The sequence below is a fragment of the Desulfosporosinus hippei DSM 8344 genome, assembly GCF_900100785.1.
Lineage (GTDB): Bacteria > Bacillota > Desulfitobacteriia > Desulfitobacteriales > Desulfitobacteriaceae > Desulfosporosinus > Desulfosporosinus hippei.
This window is the reverse complement of sequence record NZ_FNCP01000001.1, coordinates 180,010-206,230: the sequence shown is the minus strand read 5'-3', so window position 1 is coordinate 206,230 and position 26,221 is coordinate 180,010. Positions and strand designations below refer to the sequence as shown.

General features: G+C 43.5%; 23 protein-coding genes and 1 pseudogene. All 24 read left to right on the top strand.

The genetic code is table 11. The features are described 5' to 3' along the window. Nucleotides 1-40 precede the first annotated feature (40 nt). On the top strand, nucleotides 41-964 hold the full coding sequence (locus tag BLS16_RS00990) for an AAA family ATPase (RefSeq protein ID WP_092328750.1): 924 nt from the start codon (nucleotides 41-43) through the stop codon (nucleotides 962-964). Beyond that, on the top strand, nucleotides 939-2,294 hold the full coding sequence (locus BLS16_RS00985) for a vWA domain-containing protein (protein ID WP_092328748.1): 1,356 nt from the start codon (nucleotides 939-941) through the stop codon (nucleotides 2,292-2,294). The genes BLS16_RS00990 and BLS16_RS00985 overlap by 26 nt, the downstream gene beginning before the upstream one ends. Before the next feature lie 362 nt (nucleotides 2,295-2,656). Further along, a complete protein-coding gene (locus tag BLS16_RS00980; protein WP_007786544.1) occupies nucleotides 2,657-2,827 on the top strand; it encodes a DUF362 domain-containing protein in 171 nt (56 codons plus the stop codon). Nucleotides 2,828-2,943: 116 nt separating this feature from the next. Further along, a pseudogene (locus BLS16_RS24130) lies at nucleotides 2,944-3,222 on the top strand (DUF3102 domain-containing protein); the annotation flags it as partial. A 47-nt stretch (nucleotides 3,223-3,269) separates the two neighbouring features. Further along, nucleotides 3,270-3,698 carry a Fur family transcriptional regulator gene (locus BLS16_RS00970; protein ID WP_092328745.1) on the top strand — a complete coding sequence of 143 codons (429 nt, stop codon included), beginning with the start codon at nucleotides 3,270-3,272 and terminating at the stop codon, nucleotides 3,696-3,698. Between the two features lie 161 nt (nucleotides 3,699-3,859). Beyond that, nucleotides 3,860-6,025 (top strand): glycoside hydrolase family 2 protein, encoded by a 2,166-nt coding sequence (locus BLS16_RS00965; protein ID WP_092328742.1) that lies wholly within the window; start codon nucleotides 3,860-3,862, stop codon nucleotides 6,023-6,025. 77 nt (nucleotides 6,026-6,102) lie between these two features. Continuing rightward, the gene (locus tag BLS16_RS00960; RefSeq protein WP_092328740.1) at nucleotides 6,103-7,179 is read left to right on the top strand and encodes a methionine synthase; all 1,077 of its coding nucleotides are present in this window, start codon (nucleotides 6,103-6,105) and stop codon (nucleotides 7,177-7,179) included. Between the two features lie 148 nt (nucleotides 7,180-7,327). Next, entirely contained in the window at nucleotides 7,328-7,525 is a 198-nt protein-coding gene (locus BLS16_RS00955; protein WP_034598486.1) for a DUF1858 domain-containing protein, read from the top strand. A gap of 414 nt (nucleotides 7,526-7,939) precedes the next feature. Continuing rightward, on the top strand, nucleotides 7,940-8,554 hold the full coding sequence (locus BLS16_RS00950) for a LysM peptidoglycan-binding domain-containing protein (RefSeq protein ID WP_092328737.1): 615 nt from the start codon (nucleotides 7,940-7,942) through the stop codon (nucleotides 8,552-8,554). Between the two features lie 260 nt (nucleotides 8,555-8,814). Then, nucleotides 8,815-10,197: a dihydrolipoyl dehydrogenase gene (gene lpdA / locus BLS16_RS00945; protein WP_092328735.1), complete on the top strand. Its 1,383-nt coding sequence runs from the start codon at nucleotides 8,815-8,817 to the stop codon at nucleotides 10,195-10,197. 396 nt (nucleotides 10,198-10,593) lie between these two features. Then, nucleotides 10,594-11,025 carry a division/cell wall cluster transcriptional repressor MraZ gene (mraZ, locus tag BLS16_RS00940; RefSeq protein ID WP_174278167.1) on the top strand — a complete coding sequence of 144 codons (432 nt, stop codon included), beginning with the start codon at nucleotides 10,594-10,596 and terminating at the stop codon, nucleotides 11,023-11,025. Nucleotides 11,026-11,041: 16 nt separating this feature from the next. Then, entirely contained in the window at nucleotides 11,042-11,974 is a 933-nt protein-coding gene (rsmH, locus tag BLS16_RS00935; RefSeq protein ID WP_092328732.1) for a 16S rRNA (cytosine(1402)-N(4))-methyltransferase RsmH, read from the top strand. Between the two features lie 29 nt (nucleotides 11,975-12,003). After that, on the top strand, nucleotides 12,004-12,483 hold the full coding sequence (locus tag BLS16_RS00930) for a septum formation initiator (protein ID WP_092328729.1): 480 nt from the start codon (nucleotides 12,004-12,006) through the stop codon (nucleotides 12,481-12,483). A gap of 52 nt (nucleotides 12,484-12,535) precedes the next feature. Next, a complete protein-coding gene (locus BLS16_RS00925) occupies nucleotides 12,536-14,590 on the top strand; it encodes a penicillin-binding transpeptidase domain-containing protein (RefSeq protein ID WP_092328727.1) in 2,055 nt (684 codons plus the stop codon). A 98-nt stretch (nucleotides 14,591-14,688) separates the two neighbouring features. Further along, nucleotides 14,689-16,167 carry a UDP-N-acetylmuramoyl-L-alanyl-D-glutamate--2,6-diaminopimelate ligase gene (locus BLS16_RS00920; RefSeq protein ID WP_092328723.1) on the top strand — a complete coding sequence of 493 codons (1,479 nt, stop codon included), beginning with the start codon at nucleotides 14,689-14,691 and terminating at the stop codon, nucleotides 16,165-16,167. Continuing rightward, nucleotides 16,160-17,572, top strand: coding sequence for a UDP-N-acetylmuramoyl-tripeptide--D-alanyl-D-alanine ligase (locus BLS16_RS00915; protein ID WP_092328720.1), 1,413 nt, complete (start codon nucleotides 16,160-16,162; stop codon nucleotides 17,570-17,572). The genes BLS16_RS00920 and BLS16_RS00915 overlap by 8 nt, the downstream gene beginning before the upstream one ends. Before the next feature lie 21 nt (nucleotides 17,573-17,593). After that, entirely contained in the window at nucleotides 17,594-18,595 is a 1,002-nt protein-coding gene (gene mraY / locus BLS16_RS00910; RefSeq protein WP_034598494.1) for a phospho-N-acetylmuramoyl-pentapeptide-transferase, read from the top strand. A 44-nt stretch (nucleotides 18,596-18,639) separates the two neighbouring features. Continuing rightward, nucleotides 18,640-18,987: a PAS domain-containing protein gene (locus tag BLS16_RS00905; RefSeq protein ID WP_092328717.1), complete on the top strand. Its 348-nt coding sequence runs from the start codon at nucleotides 18,640-18,642 to the stop codon at nucleotides 18,985-18,987. 31 nt (nucleotides 18,988-19,018) lie between these two features. Next, on the top strand, nucleotides 19,019-20,395 hold the full coding sequence (gene murD, locus BLS16_RS00900) for a UDP-N-acetylmuramoyl-L-alanine--D-glutamate ligase (protein WP_092328715.1): 1,377 nt from the start codon (nucleotides 19,019-19,021) through the stop codon (nucleotides 20,393-20,395). A gap of 15 nt (nucleotides 20,396-20,410) precedes the next feature. Beyond that, nucleotides 20,411-21,505, top strand: coding sequence for a stage V sporulation protein E (gene spoVE, locus BLS16_RS00895; RefSeq protein WP_034598496.1), 1,095 nt, complete (start codon nucleotides 20,411-20,413; stop codon nucleotides 21,503-21,505). Nucleotides 21,506-21,567: 62 nt separating this feature from the next. Further along, a complete protein-coding gene (gene murG, locus BLS16_RS00890; RefSeq protein WP_092329139.1) occupies nucleotides 21,568-22,677 on the top strand; it encodes an undecaprenyldiphospho-muramoylpentapeptide beta-N-acetylglucosaminyltransferase in 1,110 nt (369 codons plus the stop codon). A gap of 479 nt (nucleotides 22,678-23,156) precedes the next feature. Beyond that, the gene (locus BLS16_RS00885; RefSeq protein ID WP_092328712.1) at nucleotides 23,157-23,996 is read left to right on the top strand and encodes a hypothetical protein; all 840 of its coding nucleotides are present in this window, start codon (nucleotides 23,157-23,159) and stop codon (nucleotides 23,994-23,996) included. Next, nucleotides 23,944-24,849 (top strand): UDP-N-acetylmuramate dehydrogenase, encoded by a 906-nt coding sequence (murB, locus tag BLS16_RS00880; protein WP_176786026.1) that lies wholly within the window; start codon nucleotides 23,944-23,946, stop codon nucleotides 24,847-24,849. The genes BLS16_RS00885 and murB overlap by 53 nt, the downstream gene beginning before the upstream one ends. Nucleotides 24,850-24,906: 57 nt before the next feature. Then, nucleotides 24,907-26,193 carry a UDP-N-acetylglucosamine 1-carboxyvinyltransferase gene (murA, locus tag BLS16_RS00875; RefSeq protein ID WP_092328710.1) on the top strand — a complete coding sequence of 429 codons (1,287 nt, stop codon included), beginning with the start codon at nucleotides 24,907-24,909 and terminating at the stop codon, nucleotides 26,191-26,193. Nucleotides 26,194-26,221 lie beyond the last annotated feature (28 nt).

Sequence of the window (26,221 nt, the reverse complement as noted above, 5' to 3'; positions counted from 1 at the left end):
GAACATCGAATATCGAACTACTATATGGGGGTGGGGTAAAATGACGGAGCGAAGGACTTTAGATCTATTTGAGAAAGAGTTAGATGCTATCGGCTATATTACCGAACGGGATGATAGAATCGCGCTTACTGCCTTTTTAGCGACTGAGCTTGGAAAACCACTTTTAATTTCCGGACCTGCTGGAGTAGGAAAAACGGAAATTGCTAAAGTGTTAAGCCAAGTATTAGAAGCTCCTCTGATTCGACTTCAATGTTATGAAGGTCTAGATGAGACAAAAGCACTTTACGAATGGAATTATCAGCGACAGCTTTTAAAGATACAGCTGGGTCGGGAACATCTTCAAGAAGCCGACCTCTTCTCTGCAGATTATCTGCTTCCTCGCCCGTTACTGCAGGCACTTTTAAGTGAAAAACGATGTGTACTCCTCATTGATGAAATTGATAAGACCGATTCTGAATTTGAGGCCTTTCTCTTCGAGCTCTTAGGAGAGTTCCAAGTGACAATACCTGAAATGGGAACTATTAAAGCCAAGGAACGTCCTATGGTGGTATTAACTTCAAATGGAGAAAGAGAGCTTTCTGATGGCTTGAAGCGACGATGCATTTTCCTCCATATAGAGCCGCCTTCAGTTAACAAAGAGGTTCGGATTCTTAGGGCAAAAGTCCCGGATTTGCCGGAACGATTAGCACTAGAAGTAGCAAGAGCTGTTAATGTGCTGCGGGAACGACTTTCTTTCAATAAGACCCCTTCGGTATCAGAAACAATGGACTGGGCAAAGGCTTTGCTCGTAATGGGTAAGACGGGACTGGATCCGGCCTGGGTTGAAGCTACATTAACCTTGCTGCTTAAGAGTCAGGATGATGTAGAGCTATTCTATCAAGAGATGGGAGCAGAAGGCCTCCTTTTTGAGTCAGGTAAAATGGCACAAGGAGAACGGAATGCACATGGACACCAACAGCGATAGAAAGGTCAGTGAACTAGATAAGCACCTGGTGGAGTTTGCACAGTTATTGAGAACGGTAGGGATTAAAATAAGCCCTTCTGAAATTTTTGATGCGGCAGAAGGTTTGTCCCTTATCGGTTTAGTGGACCGTGATAGAGTTGAGAGCGTTTTACAAGCGACTATGGTTAAGGATGTTAAGCATATCTCCGCGTTCAGAGAAACCTTTCGGGCTTATTTTGCTACTTTAGAACAAAAAGAGGCTTGGAATAAGGCGGCTGCTCAAAAGGCTGACCAATGGAACGAGCAGATCGAAAGTACTTACCAAGATCTGCGTTTTCAAGACAATGAATTAGATATTACTGAAGAGCAGCGAGCAGTGTATGCAAGTATGCCTGAAGATGATAAACAACGCTTGAGAGATTTCTTGGAAAAATCCTCGAATGGAACTCGTGGTGGAATGCCTTTGGATCATTCTTATCAGCCTATGGTAGAACGGGTTCTCCGCGGATCTTTAGAATATTGGCGCAGGAAATTAAATGAAGATGAGCCAATACTTTCTCCGGGGTCCACTAATGGAATTCTCTCTGAGGTGGAAAGAGCACTACGTGATCGCGAGGTTGAGGTCATAAGTCGGGATTTAAAGAAGATCTCTCCTGAAGAATGGCCGGAGGTTGTTCGCTTAATTCGGCGCCTTAGCCAACGACTTGCCAATCAAGTGACTCGTCGCTATCGGGCCGCCCGTCGCCGGGGAGGCCTGGATATGCGCCTGACTCTGCGCAAGAATTTAAGGTATGGCGGGGTATTAATTGACCGTAGTTATCGGAGTCGCCGCAAGGGACGTCTCAAAATTGTGTTACTCTGTGACATTTCCGGGTCTATGTTGAAATATAGTGAGTTTATCTGGCAATTTGTTTATGGACTTTCGACTGTTGTTAACGGAATTAAAACATTTGCCTTTGGGGAAATGTTAGTACCCTTAAACCAGAAGTTTAAAAAGGGCCAAACATTTGAAACAATGGTGAAAGAAGCTCTCTCCATGTCCGGGAAGGAATGGGGAGGAGGGACTAATCTTGCTAATGCTTTAGAAGCTCTGCACAGGCATAATTCGGATGTGTTTTCAAAACAAACCCTGCTTCTGATTGTGAGTGATGCTCAGACACTTGAAGGGGAAAAGGCAGCAGAGTTATTGAGTTGGGCTAATAGACAGGTTCGTAAAGTTCTATGGTTAAATACTCTTCCGGAGCGGCGGTGGTCAGAAACTCCTTTTGTAAAAGCATTTCTTCCTTTCTGCCAAATGTACGAGTGTTACACTCTGGGGCATCTGACTCAAATCTTAAACAAGCAATTCTAAATTGCTTGTTTATTTTTTTTAAAAACGGAGCATACTATAACTAAATTACTTGTACAGAAACGCACAATCGTGTGTGAGGAGGTAAAAATTTTATGTTGGAAAAGTGTCGTGCTTGTGGATTTGAACATGAAGATCTGGGACATATTCTTTTTCGAAGAAATCATGTAAGTAACAGGGTTCTCCCGTATTGTTCCCATTGTCTAAGGAGACTTTATCAAGTACCTTACAGACCGGGACGTGATCTATAACTAACGAATGAATAATTTTACTTTTTATGTGATAACCTAATAGTTTTTAGCTTGCCTTTTCTCCATGGCTTTGGTATATTGATTCTGAAGTTCGGAGAAGAGGGGATGTTGGGTATGGCATACGTTATTAGCTCAGAATGCATAAGTTGCGGTGCTTGTGAAGGAGAATGTACAGTATCTGCTATCAGCGAAGGTGACGGTCAATACGTTATCAATGCAGAGCTTTGCATCGATTGCGGTTCTTGCGCCACTGTCTGTCCAGTTGAAGCACCAAATCCTGCTTAAAAATTTAATGGTTTTAGTGGTATAAAAAAGAGAGTTAGTTAACTCTCTTTTTTTTACGTAAAAAGGCTGAGCAAGTATGGGCATTTTTAAGAGTACGGGGCCAAACGGCCCGCGACCAGGACGGCAATTCAAATTCCCAAACGTTTGGGAATTTGAGCTACTCCCAGGCGGTGATCCTTCTGGGGATTCCGGAGAATGAGCTGGAGACAGAACTACAATGCAAGAGATCGGTAATTAGAAGCACTTCTGGGGTTCTTTTAATACCACTTATTTTAAAGTGTAAGTATTCTCTTAATCGAATTAGCATGATAAGTGAAGACTTGAGCGAAAGCATTTTTAAAACGGGGAATTTATTAGGCAACTTGATAGTTGACAAATTTATTATATTAACTTAAAATCTAATTAGAAATGATTTCAAATACTGAGGAAAGAGGATAGGGACATGAATGCAATCGGAATTCTTAAACAATTGAAAGATAAAGGTGTCCGTTTTACACCGCAGAGACAGGCAATTTTGGAGTTCTTGCTTGAAACTCGGTCCCATCCCACGGCCGATGAAATTTACCATCATGTCAAGGCTAAATTTCCTGGAGTAAGCTTAGGCACAATTTATAATACTTTAAACATGTTAAAAGAGCATGGACACCTGTTGGAGTTATCTTATGGAGATATGGCCAGTCGTTTCGATGGCAACCCCAATAATCATTATCACATTGTGTGTTCAAAGTGTGGTAAGGTAGCTGATTTTCATGCGCCTCTGATTAATATGGAACAAGAAGTGATGGAGAAATCCGGATTTCTAATATTAGGACACCGCATGGAGTTTTATGGTGTCTGTCCGGAATGCCGGAGCAATGAGCAGCTGAATTAAAAAGCAAGTTTAATTTTAAGGAACTCATTTTTGGAAATTGGTCCTATGGTTGGACTAGTTTACTAAATGAGTTTTTTTTATTGTTTGCAAGGGTTTTGTTGATTTTTCACGAATATCTCAAGTATCATCGGATTTAAGTGCTGCAAGAAGGGGCTCGTTTTATGTTTAATCGTCGCTTCATAGTTTTTATAATTTTATGGGTAGTAACGTTAGGCGTTCTTTGGTGGAATTGGCAGAGTTCGGAAGGGGATTCTCTTTATGCCAGCCAGAGTGCAATTAGTGCTTCACGTTATACTCAGAATTTAAATGGGAGTTGGAATCAGTTCTCATCTTTACGCCAAGCTTGGACTACAGAATCAGAACCTTCCGAGGGTAAATATAGTAAATTCTTTCTAACTAAAGGACGTCCGTTGGTTCTTCCGTCTAGTGCAAGATTCTCCGTTGTTACTAAACGGTTACAAATCCCCGGTGAGTGGAGCTCCCGGACAATGGTACTTACCTTTAATGGGGTACAGGGACATGCCAATGTTTACTTAAATGGAATCTCTAGCAGTGAAAAAATAGGTGAATTTGAAGGTAGTGGTGGAAGTGACGAGTTAGAAATTTTACCTAAAGCCTTTCGTTATGGAGAAGACAACACCCTCTTAGTTGAGCTTACTGGAAGTGCCGGGCAGCGTTCCGGTTTGTTAGGTTCCGCTTGGCCAAAATCGGGGTATATCAAAGGTGATATTCGTTTGGATGCCGTTGTGGAAACGACCATAGTGTTGCCGCAAGTAAAGATTGGATGGCTTGAGTCTACTGCTCAAATAACAGTGGCTACAGATTTGCTGCACCGTGGTTTTTCTCCGGAAGGGCCATGGACTGTATATGGGGTTATCTCCGATGGATCTGCTGGGTTAGCGGAGCAAACACTTGTTGTGGAACCCCAAGAAAGTCCGGATCGTCAACCGGTGACCTTAACATTCTTATTACCTGATGCCCGTCGCTGGACGACGGAAGACCCTTACCTCTATCAACTACATCTAAAGGTTACGAACAGTAAAGGTGATGTTGACGATTTATCCTTGCCTTTAGGTTTAAGCGCGGTTTCCTTTGAATCTGGGAATTGGAAATTAAATGGTCAGGAACTTTTGATTTCGGGAGAAGCATTAACACCTCAGAAGGAAAGCCGTCTTCGTAATTCCGGGGAGATAGAGTCATGGTTAATATCTAAACGTCAAGAAGGAAAAAACCTTGTTTATTTCATTGGACAAGTTCCGGATGAACTTTGGCTGCAAACTGCAGACAGAGTAGGTATCGGGATATGGGCTGAACTACCTGTTGAGTTAGTTCCGTCTAAGAGACTTCCTCAAGCAGATGATTTTCGAAACCTAATCTCAGTAAAGAGGCTTCACCCTTCACTTTGGGCATGGACAGTGGGAAAGGGTTTAGACTCTAGTGATTCTGCTAAAATGTACTTGCAACAGGCTGAGCAAGAAGTAGAGCCTAGTTTGGCTTTTGCGCTGACATTATCGAACCTTCGCTCAGGACTTTCAGAAGAGCAATCGATTTTAATCGAAGGAGCTTCGATTAAGGGGATGTGGGGAGCTGTAGCGGTCGAAACTCCTTTGACCTCAAGCGTGCAATGGGATAAAGAACAAATCTTTGCTGGATGCTGGGCTCTGCTTATGGTTTTTCTGGGATGGATGAATATTCGATCAGCAACTTGGCGTTATAAAGAGATCGGAAATAATAAGCCCAAGCGTCGTCTGCGCAATGCTTGGTTCTGGAATGGACTATTCTTTTTAGCTCGCATTTCTATGGTAGCAGGGCTATTCACCTCTGGATTATTTCGTATTCCTCTCAACGTTAACCCATGGCTTTCCCACTTATGGCCTGGTATGCAGTTATTACAGGCTCAATCCCCTTGGTTAATATGGGCGGTGTTAGTTGGTCTATTTATTCTTATTCGATTGCTCCAAATTGGAGTCGTTGTTCCGCATTTACCGGAGAAACCTAATGAAGCCGGTCTTATTTATTGGTTGGAAAGACGTTATCGTTGGGCGGTATTTATTGCCATTGCCTGGGCTCTGATCCCTTGGGGAGTTCCATTTTATGCACCTATGGTTGGTTATATCCTGTTGGGATTCCTGTTTGCTCCTATTCGGGCACATGATATTCACCGGATTGGGGGGAGGTATTTACCCTTTTTATGGGTTCCCGGAATTATTGTTGGAGCAGTTTTCGTGTGGGGATCGTTTTACGTATCAGATTGGGTTTTTATTTGGAACATGTTCCAACCGCTTACTCATAGTATAGTTCAACAATTACATGAGATGATAAAATGACAATATTCTTAAATACCAAATATAACACTTTAAAATTCGAGGTTGTATTAAATCAAGCTAGATGGGGAGGTTAAGATATGAACAGAAATAATTTCAAACCTCATTTTTTAACCACAGGAGTTGGAAGTGTTCCTCAAACAAATAGTGAAGAGGCCTTAGATTTGATATGGAGAAAAGTCCCTCTGGCTCCTCATTGGCCTCAACTCCCTAATTCCGGTGCAGAAAGCTCATTTATTGGGCAATACCTCAGTGTTTTAATTGAAACAGGAATTATTGGTGATATTAAAAATCCAAAGTTTTTAGTTGAAGAAACGGACTGGGTAGAGCGAATGACCGGGTTTTTCTCTCTGTATTTAGAGGGAATTGAGGGATCCGATAAGGCTTTAAGTCGCTTTGGCTTTAGTCTGCAAGGTGGAGAAGGGTTTGAAGCTTTCTGCCTTAATCTCGAAAATCATGGAACAAGGGAAGCTATATTTTTAAAAGGACAACTAAGTGGGCCGCTTACGTTAGGTATGCAAATCACGGATAAAAATAGAAGATCCAGCTATTATGATGAAACTCTTCGAGATATCTTGGTTAAGACTCTTACTTTACATGCCGAGTGGCAGACCAAGCGACTGAGCAAGTTCGAATTGCCAGTAATTATGATGGTCGATGATCCCGGACTCTATGGTGTAGGTGCCTCCTCCTATATAACCCTAAACAGAGAGGAATTGATAACAGAGTTAAACTCAATTTTTGAAGGAATTATACGGCAAAAAGGGATCCCCGGCGTACATGTTTGTGCAGGTATGGATTGGACGCTTCTTTTTGACTCTAAGGCCCAAATTGTGAATTTTGATGCCTATGCTTATTTACAGAGTATGATGGTTTTAGCTGAGCATCTTAACAAATTTTTATTACGTGGTGGCATCCTTTCTTGGGGAATTGTCCCTACAAATCAAGATGCTTGGGAAGAAACTGCTCATGGTCTAATACATCGTTTGGAAAATAATATTGCTGCGCTTGTAGAACGTGGCGTTGATGAAAACCTCTTGCGCCAGCAAAGTATGTTAACGCCAAGTTGTGGGACCGGTACTCTTCAGAAAGATCTTTCGGAACACATTTATCAGCTTTTGTCGGAAGTTGGAAGTGCTATGAGGGGGACGGTGTAAATAACTTTGTAATCATGACCCGGATTTAGAGAGTAGACATGGTATAAATGTGAGTTGGGTGTTCGTATCTTAGCTTGTTGTATATCCGACAAAAATACTATATAATAAAACCGAGTATTTCTATAAGAAATGCAAAGGAGGAATTTAATTGTTAACTAAAGAGATGACAGTAGGCCAAGTTCTTCGCCAATATCCTCAAACTGTTCAAGTTTTTTTAGAACTTGGGATGCACTGTTTAGGATGTCCTTCTTCAACAATGGAGAGCATCGAAGGTGCGGCATTAACTCATGGGAAAAATCCGGATGATCTAATTGAAAAGCTTAATAAGGCGATTACTGAGGTATAGAAAATCCATATTTGAATTTAAGCTAATATTGTTAGTTATGTAGGGGCTGTGCAAAACGAACTAAAGGTTCGTAAGCATCAGCCCCTTTATAGATGGAGTATACTTTTGATAAAGGTATTTAACCCAGTAAATACAAACTTCGAGTTCAAGAATATTGTTTGTGTTATTTTTAATCTCTTATAAACTGCTATTAACTTGTATTTTAAGTACAAGTTTTTAGCTAAATTGGGTGTAAAGTTAGAATTTGATTCGGGCACTATTAAGGCTTGGGTTTTAAATTATATGATTTTAAAAAAACAAATAGTTTAGCAAGGTACAAACACATTATGGATTTACTTCCATATATTGTTATTAGTTAAAGGCAAGAATAAATGTTGAGAAGCAAGCTGGTTAACGATAAAGGAGGAAAATAATATGGAATTACGTTCCGTTGCTTATAACCCAACTCTTACACCGGGAATGCAAGGTATGCAAGGTATGGGAGGAATGCAAGGTATGGGAGGAATGCAAGGCATGGAAGGCATGCAAGGTATGGAAGGCATGCAAGGAATGGGAGGAATGCAAGGAATGGGAGGAATGCAAGGAATGGGAGGCATGCAAGGAATGCAAGGCATGCAAGGCATGCAGGGAATGCCAGGTATGTATGGTATGATGCATGGTGCTCCTGGCATGTATCCCCCAGGAGGCTTTGTAAATCTAGATGTTGATTTAGATCCGGGCTTTGTTTCCCTTGATCTTGACGGGCCAAGACCATGCTCACCTTGTGGTACCCCTGTTATGGAGCATCATCATCAACAACATGAATATCATCAACATCATCCTAAGCGTCCTTGCCCACCAATGCCTACACCTACCCCTTCAAATGAAGTATATGTGGTAAAAAAAGGTGATTCTGTCTGGAAAATTGCTCAACGCTATGGCACAACAATGCAGGCCATTATACTGGCTAATGATCTTCGCAACCCCGATCTTATCTATCCTGGGCAAATCCTAATAATACCTGTTACTTCAGGAGAGTTTTTCGGTTAAACCGTAAGAGGTAGAGAACAATCTTAAAAGGATCTAAATCCTGAGCTGAACTCGGGGCTTAGGTCCTTTCCTTGTATTTAGTCTGTAGACAGAGCAACCTAGGACATTTTTGAACTGAACAGAGTCCCTGCGCATACGATCAAATTGAGCTGGACATATTGTTTACAGATTCTTGTTCAGCTTTAGACTGAGCATCTTTGCAGGTAAAACGTCCCCTGAAATAGAATTAGTTGAAAACTATAGGGAAGGAGAGGAAAGACGTGGCTTATAAAGTTGGCGTCCTCGGAGGAGGTCCTGGAGGATATGTATGTGCGTTAAAAGCCGCTCAATTAGGTTTGTCAGTAGTTCTCATCGAGGGTGAACAATTAGGTGGTACGTGTTTGAACAGAGGGTGTATTCCTACAAAGGCTCTCGTTAAGAGTGCTGATTTATGGCGGGAAATTGGACACGCTCCGGAGTTTGGTTTGTATGTTGGTGACAAAAGAGTCGATTATCAGGCAGTAGTTGCTCGAAAGGAACAAGTTGTCAACTCTCTTGTCGGCGGTGTGGAGAAATTAATGAAAGCCGCAAATATTCGTGTTATCAAGGGATGGGGCGAATTTAAACAATTAGGGCATATTTCTGTGAGGACAGTGAATGGTGAGGAAGACTTAGAGGTAGAGAACGTTGTGCTGGCAACAGGATCTACACCTGTACGAATACCCATTCCGGGAGCTGATCTTCCAGGGGTAGTGACCAGTGATGAGATTCTAGACATTACTGATATGCCTAAAAGTCTTGTTATTATCGGAGGAGGAGTTATTGGGTTGGAATTTGCTTCCATCTATCAGGCCTTTGGGGTCAAAGTAAGTGTTGTGGAAATGCTTCCGAGTCTGTTACCAACCATCGATGAGGAAATTCCAAAGCGAATAACCCCATTACTAAAACGTAATGGAATAGATATTTTTACAAAAACATTAGTAAAGCAGATTAGTCAAGCAGGTGAGAGTCTTCTAGTTCAGATTGAAGATGCTAAAGGAGTTAAAGAAATCTCTACTGATTGCGTTCTATTGTCAACTGGCCGCAGACCAAATCTGAGAGGAATCGATGTAAATGGATTGGGTTTGGAGATTGACAAGGGAGCCATTAAGGTGAACTCTAAAATGGAAACCAATCTTCCTAATGTTTATGCAATCGGGGATGTCGTAGGGGGAATTATGTTAGCCCATGTGGCCTCTGCAGAAGGAATAATTGCTGTGGAACAGATTGCCGGTCATTCCGTGGAGATGAGTTATCGAGCCATACCCAGTGCGATTTTTACACATCCTGAAATTGCCACGGTTGGGCTTTCTGAGCAGGAGCTTAAAGCATCAGGAGTCGATTATCGAGTCAGTAAATTTCCGTTTTCAGCCAATGGCAAAGCCTTAGCCTTAGGTGAAAGCATTGGACTCGTTAAAATTTTGGCGAATCATGAAGGAGTGGTTATTGGGGCCAGCATCATGGGGCCGCAGGCGAGCACGTTAATTTCTGAATTAGTAATAGCCATTGAAAAAGGGCTGCTCGCAGAGGATATAGCACGAACAGTCCATGCCCACCCTACATTGCCTGAAGCTGTAATGGAAGCAGCGCACGGAATACTCGGAAAACCACTGCATCTTGCTTAAAAAGCCTAAGTGAACTAGTTCAGCTAAAGCCGAACATCGAGACTTCCGTGAGTCTAACTCCGTCGAAGTAGAATTAAGGAACTCCAATTGGAAGAAGTGGAAGTCTCGGAATTGATCCATTTAACTACTTTTGAAAGTTACCTTAAGCTATATCCCAATTAAATTTTCACTCTTAGTCCTTAGTCTTTTTAATGCTTTATTAAAGTGTTGAAAAGGCTTTTGTTTTTTTACTGCTTAGGTCCTACTTATTTCGAAATAAACTAGGACCTTCCTCCTGTTTTCCTATTTTTTATTCTAAAAAGAGAATTCTTTAGCAGGATTATCTTCATGAATGGAGAATAGTGGGATGAAGTGGGGTAAAGTGGGGTAGAAAACCACTGCAGTGGGGTGAGCACTATGTTTATGGGGGAATACATTCATACGATTGACGGAAAAGGACGGTTGATTATACCTGTCAAGTTTCGTGAAGCCTTAGGTGAACAATTTATTGTAACCAAAGGCTTAGATCACTGTTTGTTCGTTTACCCTCGTTCAGAGTGGGAAACCTTAGAAAAAAAGCTGCGCGAGTTACCATTTACTCAACCTGATGTACGAGCTTTCGTCCGTTTCTTTTTCTCTGGGGCAACAGAATGTGAGCTTGATAAGCAAGGGAGAATTCTATTACCAGCTAATCTGCGTGATTATGCGCAATTAGAGAAAGATCTGGTTCTGGTGGGAGTGTCAAGTCGAGTCGAGATTTGGAGCCAGAAACTTTGGACAGAATACAGTCAGCAAGCAGAAAGTGCCTATGCCAGCGCTGCTGAATCTCTAGTCCAGCTCGGAATATAGAAAGGAACGGATTAACTTGGAATTTCATCATGTTACAGTGTTATTAGAAGAAACTGTAAATTTAGTCGTTTCAAATCCCTCGGGTAGATATGTTGATTGCACCTTAGGAGGTGCCGGACATAGTAAAATGATTTTATCAAAGCTTGGAGCGTCCGGAAAATTGATCTGTTTTGATCAGGATATAAAGGCTATTCGTCATGCTGAAGATATTCTTGGTAAGGATGAACGGGTCACCTTAATCAATCGGAACTTTGAGTCGTTAGAGGAAACTTTAGGAGAATTGGACTTGCTTCCCGTCGATGGAATCATCTTTGATTTAGGAGTTTCGTCACCTCAACTCGATGAAGCTGAACGGGGGTTTAGTTATATGCATGATGCCCCCTTAGATATGCGTATGGATTCTTCAGGTCTATTAAGTGCTCGTGAAATTGTGAATTTATGGACTGAAGAGGAATTAGCTCAACTCATTTGGGACTATGGAGAGGAAAAATGGGCAAAAAGGATTGCCCAGTTTATAACTCAAGCGCGCAGAGAAAGGCCTCTTGAAACCACGGGAGATCTGGTGCAGGCAATTAAAGCTGCGGTTCCGGCTGCAGTTCGACGAAGTGGACCTCATCCCGCAAAACGTACTTTTCAGGCCATACGAATTGTAGTCAATGATGAGCTGGGAGTCTTGGATCGTGGGTTAGATCAGGCCCTGAACTGTCTGGGCCAGGGTGGCAGAGTAGGGGTAATAACCTTTCATTCTCTTGAAGACCGCATCGTCAAAGAGAGAATGAAATCCTGGCTGGGAAGGTGCACGTGTCCGCCGGAGTTACCGATCTGTCGGTGCAATGCAAAAGCCAAAGCTAAGGTAATAACCAAAAAGCCACTTCTTCCCAGCCAAGAAGAAGTGGAGCAAAATCCTAGGTCAAGAAGTGCAAAATTACGGGTTGCCGAAAAAATATAATGTCTAAAGCAATAGGAGGAGGAATACCCATGGTAGTGGCGCAAGAAAAGGTTGAGTGGCAGGAGGTTTTGACACAAACACATGCCGAGAAAAATCCTCGACTTGTGAGAAAAGGGAAAGGATACTCTAAGATTAAAAGTATTGTAGTTTTGGCATTTGTTGTCGGAGTGACGGGTGCCATTGGAGCGGAAACTATTCATCTGACAGTAGTCCAAGGAGCTGAGATACGAGCCCTAGAAAATGAAATTTCCGCTATCAAAACGAAGAATGATCTGCTTCAGATGGAAGCCGACAAACTTCGTTCAGTAGGACGTATTGAGAGTGTTGCCCTATCTATGGGTATGGAGAAACCTACGGGGAAAGTGTATATGGCAGGTGTAGTGCCTGCGGCTAAAAATGAACAGGGGGCTCCGCCGACCCAAGCGGTAACTCAAGCAGAGTCTAAACCCACTGCACTTCAACAATTCTCACGAAAATTTACAAGCTTTTTTGCTTCTACACAACGTTAAGAGAAAGGCGCTTTGGGTACGCGGAGACCCCAGAAAGGTGGGGTGAGGGCTTATGAGTCCTTATGTCGTCATGCGTAAACGAATCGCTTTTCTTTTTTTGTGTGTCTGTGCCTTTTTAGTAGTGTTAATTGTTCGGTTAGGCTTCGTTCAACTAAGTCAGGGAGCCGATTTGCGAAAAAAGGCAGATGATTCTCATTTTCGTGGTGTTCCGGTAGCTCCCAAACGTGGAAATATTGAGGATCGCCAAGGAAATGTTCTAGCAATGAGTGTCAGTACAGAAACAGTGTATGCAGTTCCGGCGGAGGTTCGCCAATCGGGCCGTGCTAAAGAGATGGCCGCAACCTTAGCTCCGCTGCTTGGAAAATCGGCTCAAGAAATTGAAGCGCGGATTACAAAACGTTCAGCGCTGGAATACGTACAAAAGCGTGTTACCCCTGAGGTTGCAGCACAAGTAAGGGCGTTAGAACTTCCTGGCATAGGAACTACGGAGGATAGTCAGCGATATTATCCCAATGGAAGTCTTGCAGCCCATATAATCGGGTATGCTGGAATTGACAATCAGGGTCTTGAAGGAATAGAGTTGACAAGGGAATCGGAGCTGAAGGGGATACCGGGTAGTATTCTCCAAGAATTTGGGGCTAATGGCATTCCTTTGCCTCAAGCGGAACATCAGTACCTGGCTCCCAAACAGGGAAACACTGTAAAATTAACCATTGATAAAAATATTCAGGCCTTTGCGGAACGGGAATTGCAAAAGTTAATGACCGGTCAGGGGGTTAATATGAATGGGCAAGTGCCTAAGAACGCATCAATCCTGGTAATGGACCCTAATACAGGAGAGATGCTGGCCCTTGCTTCTGCACCGACCTTTGACCCAAATCGATATCAGGAAGCAGATCCCAGTACGAGACGTAATATTGCTATTCAGAATGGTTATGAGCCAGGATCTACCTTTAAAATTATTACTCTCGCTGCTGCTTTGGAAGAAAAGAAAATTAAGCTTAGCGAGCATTTTTTTGACAAGGGTGCCTATACGGTTTTGGGTAAAAATGTTCGTTGCTGGAAAGCAGGCGGACATGGTGATCAAACTTTTACGGAAGTGGCTGAAAATTCCTGTAATCCGGGTTTTATCGAAATGGGACAACGCTTGGGAATGGATACTTTTTATAAGTATTTGCGGGATTTTGGCTTTGGAAAGAAGACAGGTATTGAGATGTCCGGAGAAGCCTTAGGGATTTTAGCAAATAAGAAAAAGGCCACAGCCTTAGATTTAGCGACCATGTCAATTGGTCAGACAAATAACGTTACCCCTATCCAATTACTAACGGCGGTTTCTGCGGTTGCTAATGGTGGGACCTTGATGAAGCCACAATTGGTAAAAGAGATTGTTGGCCCAAGCGGTAGGGTTGTAACCCCCTTCAAAAAAGAAGAAATCAGGCGTATTATAAGTGAGGATACTTCTAAAATCGAACGTGAGGTCTTAGAATCTGTCGTAACAAATGGAACTGGGCGACGTTCCTTCCTGCCGGGATATCGTGTGGCGGGAAAAACAGGGACTGCACAAAAAGTGCAGAACGGTGGCTATATCCAAGGGGAATATGTTGCGTCTTTTATAGCATTTGCCCCTGCAGATGCACCCCGTCTGGCAATTTTGTGTGTTATTGATGGCGTGCCCTTTTATGGTGGGGTTGTAGCATCTCCTGTTGTACAGACGGTCATGCTCGATTCGTTGAGATATCTGGGTGTTAAACCTGATCCTAAGGCACCTTTAACTCCCGGCAAACCTATGCCTGGGCTAGAGTTCTCACCTATTAAAAAAGCCGCAACGGTTCCTTCTGTCTTAGGCCTTCCTTTAGGAGAGGCACAAGATATTCTAACTAAAGCAGGGTTTAAGATAATGACAGAGGGTAAAGGTGAGATCGTTTTAGATCAGATCCCTCACGGTGACTCACAAGTGGAAGCGGAATCTAATATTCTCCTCTATCTGGGGGCAGAGGCATCGACGCCTACACTTAATCCCTGGTGGGAAGATGAAGATGAAGACATTGAGGCTATTCGCAGTCTAACGGGTCGTATGCCTATTTCGGGCAGCCCATTAGGGCAGTAACCGATTAGGTTTAGGTCTGTCGCAAGGCTTATTTGTCTATAATAATTTAAGGGAAGTTATAATCTGGTTTACAAAGCATTCGAAAGGAAAGATGATGAATGCCTAGAGCGAATAAATCGTTATTAGACATAATCAGCGGTATTGAGATTCTGGAATCGTCAGGGGATTGTGGAGTCATCGTCCGCGGAATGTCAATGGATTCGAGGCACGTACAGTCAGGGGATTTATATGCTTGTGTACCGGGCCTTCAGGTAGACGGTCATGACTTTGCGGCTGATGCAGTTGCCTCCGGGGCTGTGGCTTTAGTTGTGGAACGGTTTTTACCACTGGATGTTCCCCAGATTAGAGTTTTAAGTGTGCGTCAAGTTATGGGAGCGATGGCAGCTATAATCTATCATCATCCGAGTGAGCAGCTTGAGCTAGTCGGTGTAACCGGTACAAACGGCAAAACTACCATTACTTATCTTATTGAGAAAATCGGGATAAAGCTTGGCAAGAAAGTTGGCTTGATAGGAACATTAGGGGCTCGAATTAATGGGCGGGCCATTCCAGGGGAGAGGACAACTCCTGAGGCTATAGAGGTTCAGAAGCTTTTAGCGGAAATGGTTGCTGAAGGTGTGAACTTGGCTGTAATGGAGGTATCATCTCACGCTTTGGTATTAGGACGGGTAGCCGGTTGTGAATTTGATGCAGGAATTTTTACAAACTTGACACAAGATCATCTAGATTATCATAAAACAATGGAGGACTATCTGGCGGCGAAATCCCTCTTATTTTCTAATTTGAAAGGGACTAAGCAATTAAAGAAGCTTAGTATTTTAAACGGGGATGATCCGGTCTTTAGGGAATTAAGTCAAGCTTCAATTGCTTCAGTTGTGAGTTATGGAATAAATAATAAGGTTGATTACCGGGCAGAGAATGTAGAAGTAACCCCAGAGGGGGTACGCTTTCAGGTTCGATTTAAGGGAACCGTACAAGAAGTTTGGTATGCGACGCCAGGGTTTTTTAGTGTTTACAATGCTTTAGCAGCCTTTGTCTGGGGAGTGGAGAGGGGCTATCCCCCAGCAACTGTTGCTGAGGCCCTTTCAGAAATAGCCGGAGTCCCAGGTCGCTTTGAAAGCGTTCGTCAAGGTCAGCCCTTTCAGGTCATCGTGGATTATGCCCATACCCCGGATGGCTTGGAGAATGTAGTAAGTACTGCTAAAAGCTTTACCAAAGGAAGACTTTTCACTGTCTTCGGTTGTGGAGGGGATCGTGATAGGACAAAACGGCCTTTGATGGGGGAGGTTGCTGCAAGGGGGAGTGACTTTCTGATCGTAACTTCGGATAATCCCCGAACGGAAGATCCCGATGAAATTATTAAAGAGATTCTGACCGGCGTTTCAGGAGTGGAGCATATTGCTCTAGCAGACCGTCGAGAAGCAATATGGAGTGCCTGCAGTCAAGCAAAACCGGGAGATACAATCTTGATTGCCGGTAAAGGGCATGAAACCTATCAGATCTTTGGTAAAGAGGTTCATCCCTTTGATGACCGTGAAGTAGCACGTGAAGCATTAAGGGGGCTTGGCTATGCGTAAATGGACGACTGAAGCCGTCTCTAGATTAGTTAAAGAAAAATTGCTGGGAGACCCGGATCAGGAAGTTCACGGGTGTATCCTTGATAGTCGTCAAGCCCAAGGTGGAGAAATATTTTTTGCTCTGCCGGGAGAGCGAGTAGATGGGCATGATTATATAGACGCAGCTTGGAATAATGGAGCAGTGCTGGTTATTGCGGATGAAACTCGTTTTCGGGGAGCCATAGAGCCTAGGGTGCCGGAAGGGAAAGCTCTTTTGTTAGTAGAGTCTGTTTTTAAGACGCTTCAAGAACTTGCTCAGTATTGGCGTATGGAGCTTAAGGCCAAGGTAGTTGGTGTTACAGGAAGTAATGGTAAGACGACAACAAAGGACATGATATACGCAGTCTTATCCCAAGAGTATCGGGTTTACCGCAATAAAGAAAATCATAATAACGAGTTAGGGCTTCCGATGACCATCTTAAATGCACCCCTTGGAACAGAGATATTAATTCTTGAAATGGGTATGCGTGGTTTGGGTGAGATTAAAGCCCTATGCGATATTGGAAAGCCGGATATTGGGGTAATAACGAATATTGGTACTACTCATTTGGAATTGCTTCTTACTCAGGAGCGTATTGCTCAAGCAAAATGGGAGCTAATTGATGCCTTACCTGAGGATGGAGTCGCAATTATCAATGCCGAAGATCAGTTTTCGGTAGAAAAGGCCCGAATGGATCTCAAGCATCAGATTTCATATTATGGTATTGAAGGAGCTTTTGCCGAACCAATTATTAGAGGTGCAAAGCTTAGGCCTTGGAGAGAACTGGGAACAACCTTTGACGTGGGTTATAAAAATCAGAAAGTAACAGCCAATCTCCCCTTACCCGGTACTCATAATGTATTGGATGCCTTGGCTGCCTTAACTGTTGGGACGGTGTTGGGAGTTTCTTTGGACAAAGGATGCGCTGGGCTTAGTGAGCTGGAATTATCTAGAATGCGGTTGGAAATTCGAAGAGGGGTTTCGGAAAGTGTCATAATTAATGATGTCTATAATGCCAATCCGGTTTCCATGCAGGCCTCTTTGCAAGTCCTCAAGGAGCGAGCAGGTAGTAATAGAAGCCTGGCAATTTTAGGTGAAATGTACGAATTAGGAATTTCCGCGGAATCAGGCCATCGAGAGGTTGGGCGAGCACTCTCAAATTTAGGAATCAGTGAATTGATCACAGTGGGAAAATTGGCTGAAGAGATTGCTCAAGGGGCGCGATTGGCCGGTTTTCCGGAAAATCATATAACAGTGACCTATTCTCGTGAAGAGGCTGTTAAAGAGGCCCTAAGGCTGCTGGCGTTGGGACAGGGGACTTGGGTTCTGATTAAAGGTTCGCGAGGTATGCGAATGGAAGAGATTACGGCAAAACTGGAAAGATGAGAGTAAAGGATGGAATAGCACATGTCTGAGCGTTTGGTCTTGGCAGCAGGATTAGCCCTAATTATCACGTTGGTCCTGAGCCCTTTTTTGATACCGGTCTTGAGGGTTCTTAAGTTCGGTCAAAATGTACGCGATGATGGCCCTAAAAGACACCTAAAAAAGGCAGGAACCCCTACAATGGGTGGGATTATTTTTCTAGTAGGTATTATTGTCAGTGCTCTAGTTTCGGCAGAACAACCCACTTCTTTGGAAATGGTGACTTTGGTCGGAATCACCCTTGGTTTTGGATTAATTGGCTTCATTGATGATTTTATTAAAGTTGTAATGCATCGTTCTTTAGGGCTTAGAGCCTACCAAAAACTCATTGGACAGTTTGGCTTAGCATTTATTCTAATGTGGGTTTCTGTCAAGTGGCTAGGGCGAGGAACAGACGTTGCTATTCCCTTCACATCAGTACACCTAGAATTAAACTGGTTTTACTATGTATTGATTTCTCTGCTCATTGTGCTAATGACTAATGCGGTAAATCTTACCGATGGATTGGATGGATTAGCTGCCGGAAGTACAATGTTTGCAGGTGCCGCCTATGTGGTGATTGCTTTACTGGCTGCTATTCACGGAGTAGCTGTTTTGGCCCATGAGACGGATATGGCAGTATTTGCTGCGGCATTGGTGGGTGGAACCCTGGGCTTTTTGCGCTTTAATACCTACCCGGCGCGGATCTTTATGGGGGATACCGGATCCTTAGCACTAGGAGGTGCTCTAGCAAGCCTGGCAGTGCTAACTAAGAGTGAGTTAGTCTTGATAGTGATTGGTGGTTTGTTTGCAGTGGAGGCGCTCTCTGTAATTCTTCAAGTTGCTTCTTTTCAAACAACAGGGAAAAGGATTTTTCGTATGAGTCCCCTGCATCACCATTTCGAACTTGTTGGTTGGAGTGAATGGAAGGTAGTTATTGTTTTCTGGTCTGTCGCTTTGATTTGTGCCGTTCTGGGAATTATTGGATATATGCCTACCCTGGGATAAGGATTGAGACTCAATAGATCTAGACTCACTTAGGAGGAACTTTTGTGGATAGAGAAGAAATGTTGTCTTTTATCTTGGATTCATACCCGTACCCGATTGTTTTTGTCGATTGTGAGCATGTTATCAGATACCTTAATAAAAGAGCAGAATATCATTACTATCAAGAACGTGGCTATCGAGATTTGATTGGGAAGTCTCTTTTTGAGTGCCATCAAAACCCTAAATCAGTGGAAATGATAAAATCCACTGTCGAAAAACTCAAGAACCACGCTAATGAGGTCTTCTTGCACGTTAATTACAGGAATGAGAGGGTTAATATTGTACCTGTAAGAGATGAGAAAGGAGATATGATCGGTTATTTTGAGAGGTTCGAGATGAATATGCAAAAATAGCGTCTAGAACTTGAAACGGAGGGTATATATTGTGGATTGGTTGAACAAACGCGCTTTGGTAATAGGGGCAGGTTTAAGTGGACAGGCGGCGGTTCGAAAACTTCATAAGCTGGGAGCAGAGGTTTTCTTGACAGATAGTAAGTCGGCAGAACAGCTTGCTGGTATAGAGGATATCAGACTCGATACAAAACATTTGCTTTTAGGAGAAATGCCGGAATTTGCTAAGATTAATCCTGAGCTGATTGTTTTGTCACCGGGGGTTTCCCCTAAGCTCCCTTTGGTTCAAGAGGGACTTTCTCGCAATGTGACTTTGTGGAGTGAAGTAGAACTGGCTATGCATGACTGTCCCGCCCTTTGTGTTGGAGTAACCGGGACAAATGGTAAAACGACAACCACAACCCTTATAGGAGAATTGGCTAAGCTAACAGGTAAGCCTACAGTTGTTGCGGGGAATATTGGAGTTGCTTTGAGCGGGCAAGTAAACGGCTTAGGGGATAACAGTATTGTTGTGGCTGAACTGTCTAGTTTTCAATTAGAATTTGTGGATAAGCTTCATGTACATATAGGAGTTTTGCTAAATCTCACCCCTGATCATTTGGATAGGCATGAAACATTGGAAAACTACCTAGAGGCTAAGGCTCAGATTTTTAAAAACCAAACTCCTATGGATTTAGCGATCTTGAATTGGGATGATCCGAGAGTCCGGGACTTAGGAACAAAATTGAAAAGCCAAGTGATTTATTTCAGCCCGACTACTTTTTTGCAGGATGGAATTAGTCTATGGCATGATGATATTGTCTTTGCGGTTAAGGAAAAGAAGACGATGATTCCTATTATTTCGCGAAAGAATCTCCAATTACGCGGATCTCACAATTTGGAAAATGTTATGGCAGCTGCCGCTGCCGCAAGAGCATTCGGGCTTTCCTGGACTGAGATTTCAGAAGGACTTGCTCGGTTCAAAGGAGTTGAACATCGCCAAGAAGTTGTAGGTTCCTTTGCAGGGGTGCTTTTTGTAAATGATTCTAAGGGCACGAATACAGATGCGGCAACTAAAGCTTTGCAGGCTTTCGACGAGCCTTTGGTGTTAATTGCCGGAGGAAAAAATAAGGGACTTGATTTCCACGAATTCATGAAGGTTGTCCGAAAAAAGGTCAAAAGTTTAATTTTGCTGGGACAAGCGGCTGAGGAGATGGAACAGGCGGCTAAAGATGAGAGGGTTGAGAGGATTATAAGGGCTGCTTCATTCGAGGATGGGGTAGAGAAAGCCATCTCTGAAGCAACGCCTGGAGATGTCGTATTATTATCTCCTGCTTGTACAAGTTGGGATATGTTTAAGAATTATGAGCAAAGAGGGGAATTGTTTAAGGAGTTAGTGCGTAGGCATTATAGGGAACCCATTCAAAAATAAAAGGGGGATCTATTAATGCGAAAGTACCATCGACCGGATTTAGTCTTGTTAGGGGCAATTTTAGCTCTGTTAGCGATAGGTTTCGTTATGGTTTATAGTTCGAGTGCGGTTAGAGGCTATATTCAGTATGACGATCCTTATCACTATCTTAAGATGGAAATACTCTGGGTTACGATGGGGCTAGTAGCAATGTTTGTCAGCATGGTTATAGACTTACGCTGGGTGCGAAAATATGCTAAGCCTGCGCTTATTATGGCTATTGTCCTGCTGATTGCTGTTAAGATCCCGGGAATTGGGCGAAGGGTTAATGGAGCGGATCGATGGATTGGACTAGGGCCATTGTCTATTCAGCCTTCGGAAGTAATCAAGCTTTCCATGGTCTTGATGATGTCTCATGTTTTGGCGCTTAATCCTCATAAGATTGAGTCTTTCCGCAAAGGAGTTTTGCCCATCCTTGGTTTAATGGGGGTCATTGCCGGATTGATTATGCTTCAGCCTGATTTGGGGACGACATTAGTAATAGCGGCTACCACCTTTTTTATGTTAATTGCTGCGGGAGCCAAGACAAGTCACATTATGGCTTTGGCTGGAACAGGTTTAGGCTTGGTGGTTGCTGCCATTGCAGCAGCACCCTACCGTATGAGACGTATTTTTGCGTTTTTGGATCCGTGGGCAGATCCTTTGGGAAATGGATATCAGACCATTCAGGCGCTGTTAGCCTTGGGACCCGGAGGACTGTTTGGTTTAGGATTAGGGCAGAGCAGGCAAAAGTTTCTTTATCTGCCGGAAAATCATACGGACTTTATCTTCGCTATGATTGGTGAAGAACTCGGTTTTGTAGGGGCTTCTTTAGTGGTTTTGATTTTCTTCCTTTTTGCCTGGCGAGGCTTTCGGGTGGCAATGAGGGCTCCAGATCCATTCATGGGTTTCCTGGCGGTTGGATTAACTGCTATGGTATCTATACAAGCAATGATCAATATGGGTGTTGTAAGCGGGGTATTGCCTGTTACGGGAATTACCTTACCGTTTATAAGCTATGGAGGAACTTCTTTGGTTTTCACTATGTTAGGTGTTGGAGTGCTGTTGAATATTTCGAGGGAAGTAAGATAGTGAACTTGAGGCAGGATGTTCGGGGCTCACAATAGTCTCCAGTGGAGAAAGGGGTATGGATGGTGCGCGTTATTTTGACCGGTGGTGGAACAGGTGGGCATATTTATCCGGCATTAGCAATTGCCAAAGGTTTGTTGGCACGTGATGCTAATACGCAAATTCTCTATGTAGGAATCCAGGATGGGATGGAAGCGCGTTTAGTACCGGAAGCAGGGATAGCCTTTAAAGGTATTTCCGGAAAGGGACTTCCTCGTAAGTTAAGTCTGGATACAATAAAGGTTATTGGTAAAAGTTTTAAAGCCCTATGGGAAACCAAGAACGTCTTACGTGAGTTCCATCCGGACTTAGTCATCGGGACAGGGGGATATGTATCCGGTCCGGTGGTATTGACTGCTGCCCTTTTTAAGATTCCGACCTTACTTCATGAGCAAAATGCCTGGCCCGGTATTACTAATCGGATTTTGGCAAGAGTAGTGAACAAAGTTATGGTGACATTCCCTGAGAGCATTGCACATTTTGGGGTTAAGAATAAAATGGAACTGGTTGGACTACCGGTTCGTCAGGAAATTGGTGGGTATTCTCGTGAAATTGGGGCAAAGCATTTTGGGCTTCGCTCGGATAGGTTGACCCTGCTAGTTACCGGTGGAAGCAGAGGTGCTCGCACTTTAAATCTGGCCATGGTCAAGGTCTTGGAATGTCTGGCCCAGCGACCGGATATCCAAGTGATTTGGGCGACCGGAAGTGTTACCTATGCAGAGACTATTGCAGAATTAAAACAAAGAGAGATTCCTTGGGAAAGCCCGCAATGGCGAGTTATAGAATATTTGAAAGATATGCCGGAAGCTTTAGCCTGTACAGATTTGTATATCGGTAGGGCTGGGGCGGCATCACTGGCTGAGCTGATGGTTGCCGGTATACCTGGAATTTTAATTCCATACCCTTTTGCGGCAGAGAATCATCAGGAACATAACGCCCAGGCTCTAGTTCAAGCAGGGGCTGCCCAAGTAATCTTGGACTCAGAATGTAATGGGGAAAGACTGTGGAATGAAATTAAGCTACTAATCTCTCAACCATCCCTTTTAGCAAAAATGGGAGAGGCTTCCCGAACTTTAGCTCAGCCTAAGGCCTTAGATAAAATTGTAGACCTTTGCCTAGCTACAGCCTGGCGCTGATCGTGGTTCGATATTCGTGGTTCGTAGTTCGAAAGTCAATAACATAAGATAACTACTTCTGGCTTAATAAGCCTTTAGTGATATCATTGTAGTCAAGATTGGGAGGTCAACTTAGATATCCGCTATCAGCAAGGTTCTAAACAGTAAGGCCGTGTGTGATAATACAAGTTAGGGGGGGCTCTCGACTTGTATCCTGGGCTCATTTCCAAAGGAGTGAGTCCAGGATACAAGTTAATTCAAAATGCTGGAACACCCACTTCTAAAATCGGTGTTTCATGGTCTTTCCGGTTGCGATAACATCTATTGGGAGTATCACCTAGCAGCTTTCGCAAGAGCGAAGGATGCAGTCTTAGGGTTCACGACTTGGGTTTTAGCTGGCATAAATGTGTGTTAAAAGGACCGTCCCTCTTACACTTCGCTCACACCTTTTTACTCCGATGCATAGCATATGGCAGTGAACAATGAAAGGAGTGAGCACGGTGTGGCCGAAGCGAAAGATACAACTGGCTGCTTCTTCTGCAGTTCCAGGAATCAGTGGGGTTAGGGCTGTTTTGGAAGAAATCCAGGTTGATTATTCTATGGTTGAACCGACTCAGGAAGATTTAAGCCGAGAATTTCGACCGAACTGGCTAGATAAGCCTTTGGATGGTAATACTGTTCAAGTTTTGGAAGTTTTTAGCCCTGTAACAGAATTGATTTTCTGGCCTGACCTGCAAGAGAAGGATGCTCTAAGAGAAAAGGCTTTGGCGAAGGGGATTGAATTTCAATCTGTTGAATCATTTATACATAATCTTTTAGAAAATGACTTAATTATTTGGATTTCAGAGCCCACAGTCCTGATTGATGAACGTCCTTTGCTGTTGCACACCTTAGATCAGGCTGGTTTTGAACCAACTATACTTTGGGCAACTCCTGATGGGCAATGGCAATGTGAGCGGAAAGAGGGAGTGTATTGGCTTATATCTGAGTCCTGGTTAGATGGGCTTATGGAAAAAAGTTCGTTGGGAAGAAGAATTAGTAATGACAGAGGAAATGAAAAAGCGGCTTGGGAGATCCGAGAAAATCAGATTGATTTTTACCGCTCACAAGATAGAAAGAAGTTTGTGGGACATTTGCCGCGTTGGCCAAAACTATCTGAGGAAAAAGCAGCAGTTCAAAACATAGCAATGTGCATAGATCTGGGAGTTTCCTGGCTGGATATAAGGCTGGCTCTTAGCTCTATTTGGAAGAACCAAAGAATGGCAGATAACTTGAGGTGGAATATTAATGATTTTGGATGGAATGCCGGGGCGTGTAGAGAAGAATTATCCGCTCCATAAACTGAGTACATGGAGGATTGGTGGGCCGGCTGAGACTGTATATTGGCCTGAAACAATTGAGGACTTACTAAAAGTTTGGCAGCGGGCCCAAGCAGCGGAAATTCCCGTGCGCTTAATTGGGCGTGGATCGAATGTCCTCTTTCCGGATGAAGGACTTTCTGGAATCACGTTAGTTTCAACATCACTACGAGGAATTAGCTGGGGGGATCAATCGGTCAGGGTTGAGGCCGGATATACATTAGCTCGTTTGGCTCAAGAGTCAGGCGAACTGGGATGGAGTGGCTTGGAGTTTGCACGAGGGATTCCGGGCTCTATTGGCGGGGCTATTATGATGAATGCCGGGGCCCATGGCGGTGAAATTTCTTCCTGTGTACTTAGTGTTTCAACACTGTGGGCGGATGGGAGTATTAAGAAGTTAAAACGTGATGAATTTGAGTTTGCCTATAGATTCTGTTCTTTGCGGGGGCATGCCTGGGTTTTAGAAGCTCACCTTAAATTCAAGGCAGGTGAACGGGAACAAATCTTGCAGGATATGCGAGAATACTTAACAAAACGTACAGCAAATCAACCACTTGAGCTGCCTAACGCGGGGAGCGTCTTTCGAAATCCACCGGGACATTCTGCCGGACGATTGATTGAGGCAGCCGGTTGGAAAGGAAGAAGTATAGGTGGTGCGAAAGTATCCGAGAAGCATGCAAATTTTATTGTCAACACAGGCCTTGCAACGTCCAGTGATGTTCTTGCCTTGATAGAAGCCATTAAGGCGGATATTCAATTGAAATATGGTATTGGCTTACAAACGGAAGTCGAAAGTATTCTAACGGCACGAGTCAACCGAAGAAGAGATGTTTAGAGAAAGCCACTCAAGTTTGATAGTACCGGATTGAATTGTTTAAAAGGGGAGTAGATTATAGTGATGGATCGCTATGTTATCACAGGTAAACAAAGGTTAGAAGGAAGTATCCGAGTTAGTGGGGCAAAGAATTCTTCCCTTCCCTTATTAGCTGCATCGTTACTGGCAGAAGGGACATCTAGTTTGCTTGAGATACCGGAGCTAGCCGATATTAAACATATGATCGAAGTGCTCGAAGGGCTTGGTTGTAAAGTCCTACGTCAAAATGAGGCTATGCTTATTGATGCTGGGCAGCTAGAATCCTGCGAGGTTGATGAAGCTTTAATGCGGCAAATGAGAGCATCCAATCTAATTTTAGGTCCGTTGTTAGCGCGATATGGGCGAGTTAAAATATCCAGACCGGGAGGATGCGCTATTGGTTCCCGTCCGATGGATCAGCATATAAAAGGTTTGCAGCTATTAGGAGTAAAGGTTAAGGAAAGGCATGGTTATATTGAAGCCTGGACAGATCATCTCCAAGGTGCGGATGTTTATTTAGATGTCCCAAGCGTTGGCGCTACAGAAAACATTATGATGGCTGCAGTTTTGGCAAAGGGGACTACAGTCATAAGAAATGCAGCACGTGAGCCGGAAATAGTAGATTTGCAAAATTTTCTCAACAAGATGGGTGGGAAAGTGCGCGGGGCAGGGATGGATGTTTTAAGAATTGATGGAGTTGATTCCCTCCGTCCTGCAGAACATACGGTTATTCCTGATCGCATTGAAGCGGGTACCCATATGATAGCTGCTGTCATGACCAGAGGAGATGTAGTCATCGAAAATGTCGTTCCTGAACATCTGGAACCGGTGATTGCTAAATTACGGCAGGCCGGGGCCTCCATAACTCTTCTGGATGATTCAGTACGGGTGAAGCAGTTGGGCGGGATACGAGGGGTAGACCTTAAAACAATGCCATATCCCGGATTTCCAACCGACATGCAGCCTCAGTTTATGGCTATGTTGTCTAGTGCGGAAGGAACAAGCATAATCACCGAGACAATCTTCGAGAACCGCTTTCAACATGTGGATGAGCTGCGTAGAATGGGGGCTCAAATTACGGTTGAGGGCAGGACAGCGATTATACGAGGGGTTAAATCTCTTGAAGGAGCTTTCGTCGAAGCTACAGATCTACGCGCCGGAGCAGCTCTCTTCTTAGCGGCATTAGCAGCAGAGGAGGCAACTGTGCTGGAAAAGGTAGACTACATTGATCGAGGATATGAAAAACTTGAAGAAAAATACTGCCGTTTAGGAGCAAAGCTCTTACGAGTTTCTAAAAAGGCAAAAAGTGAGATTTCTACGAATTAATTTTAAAGATCCCTATATTTTGTGTAGC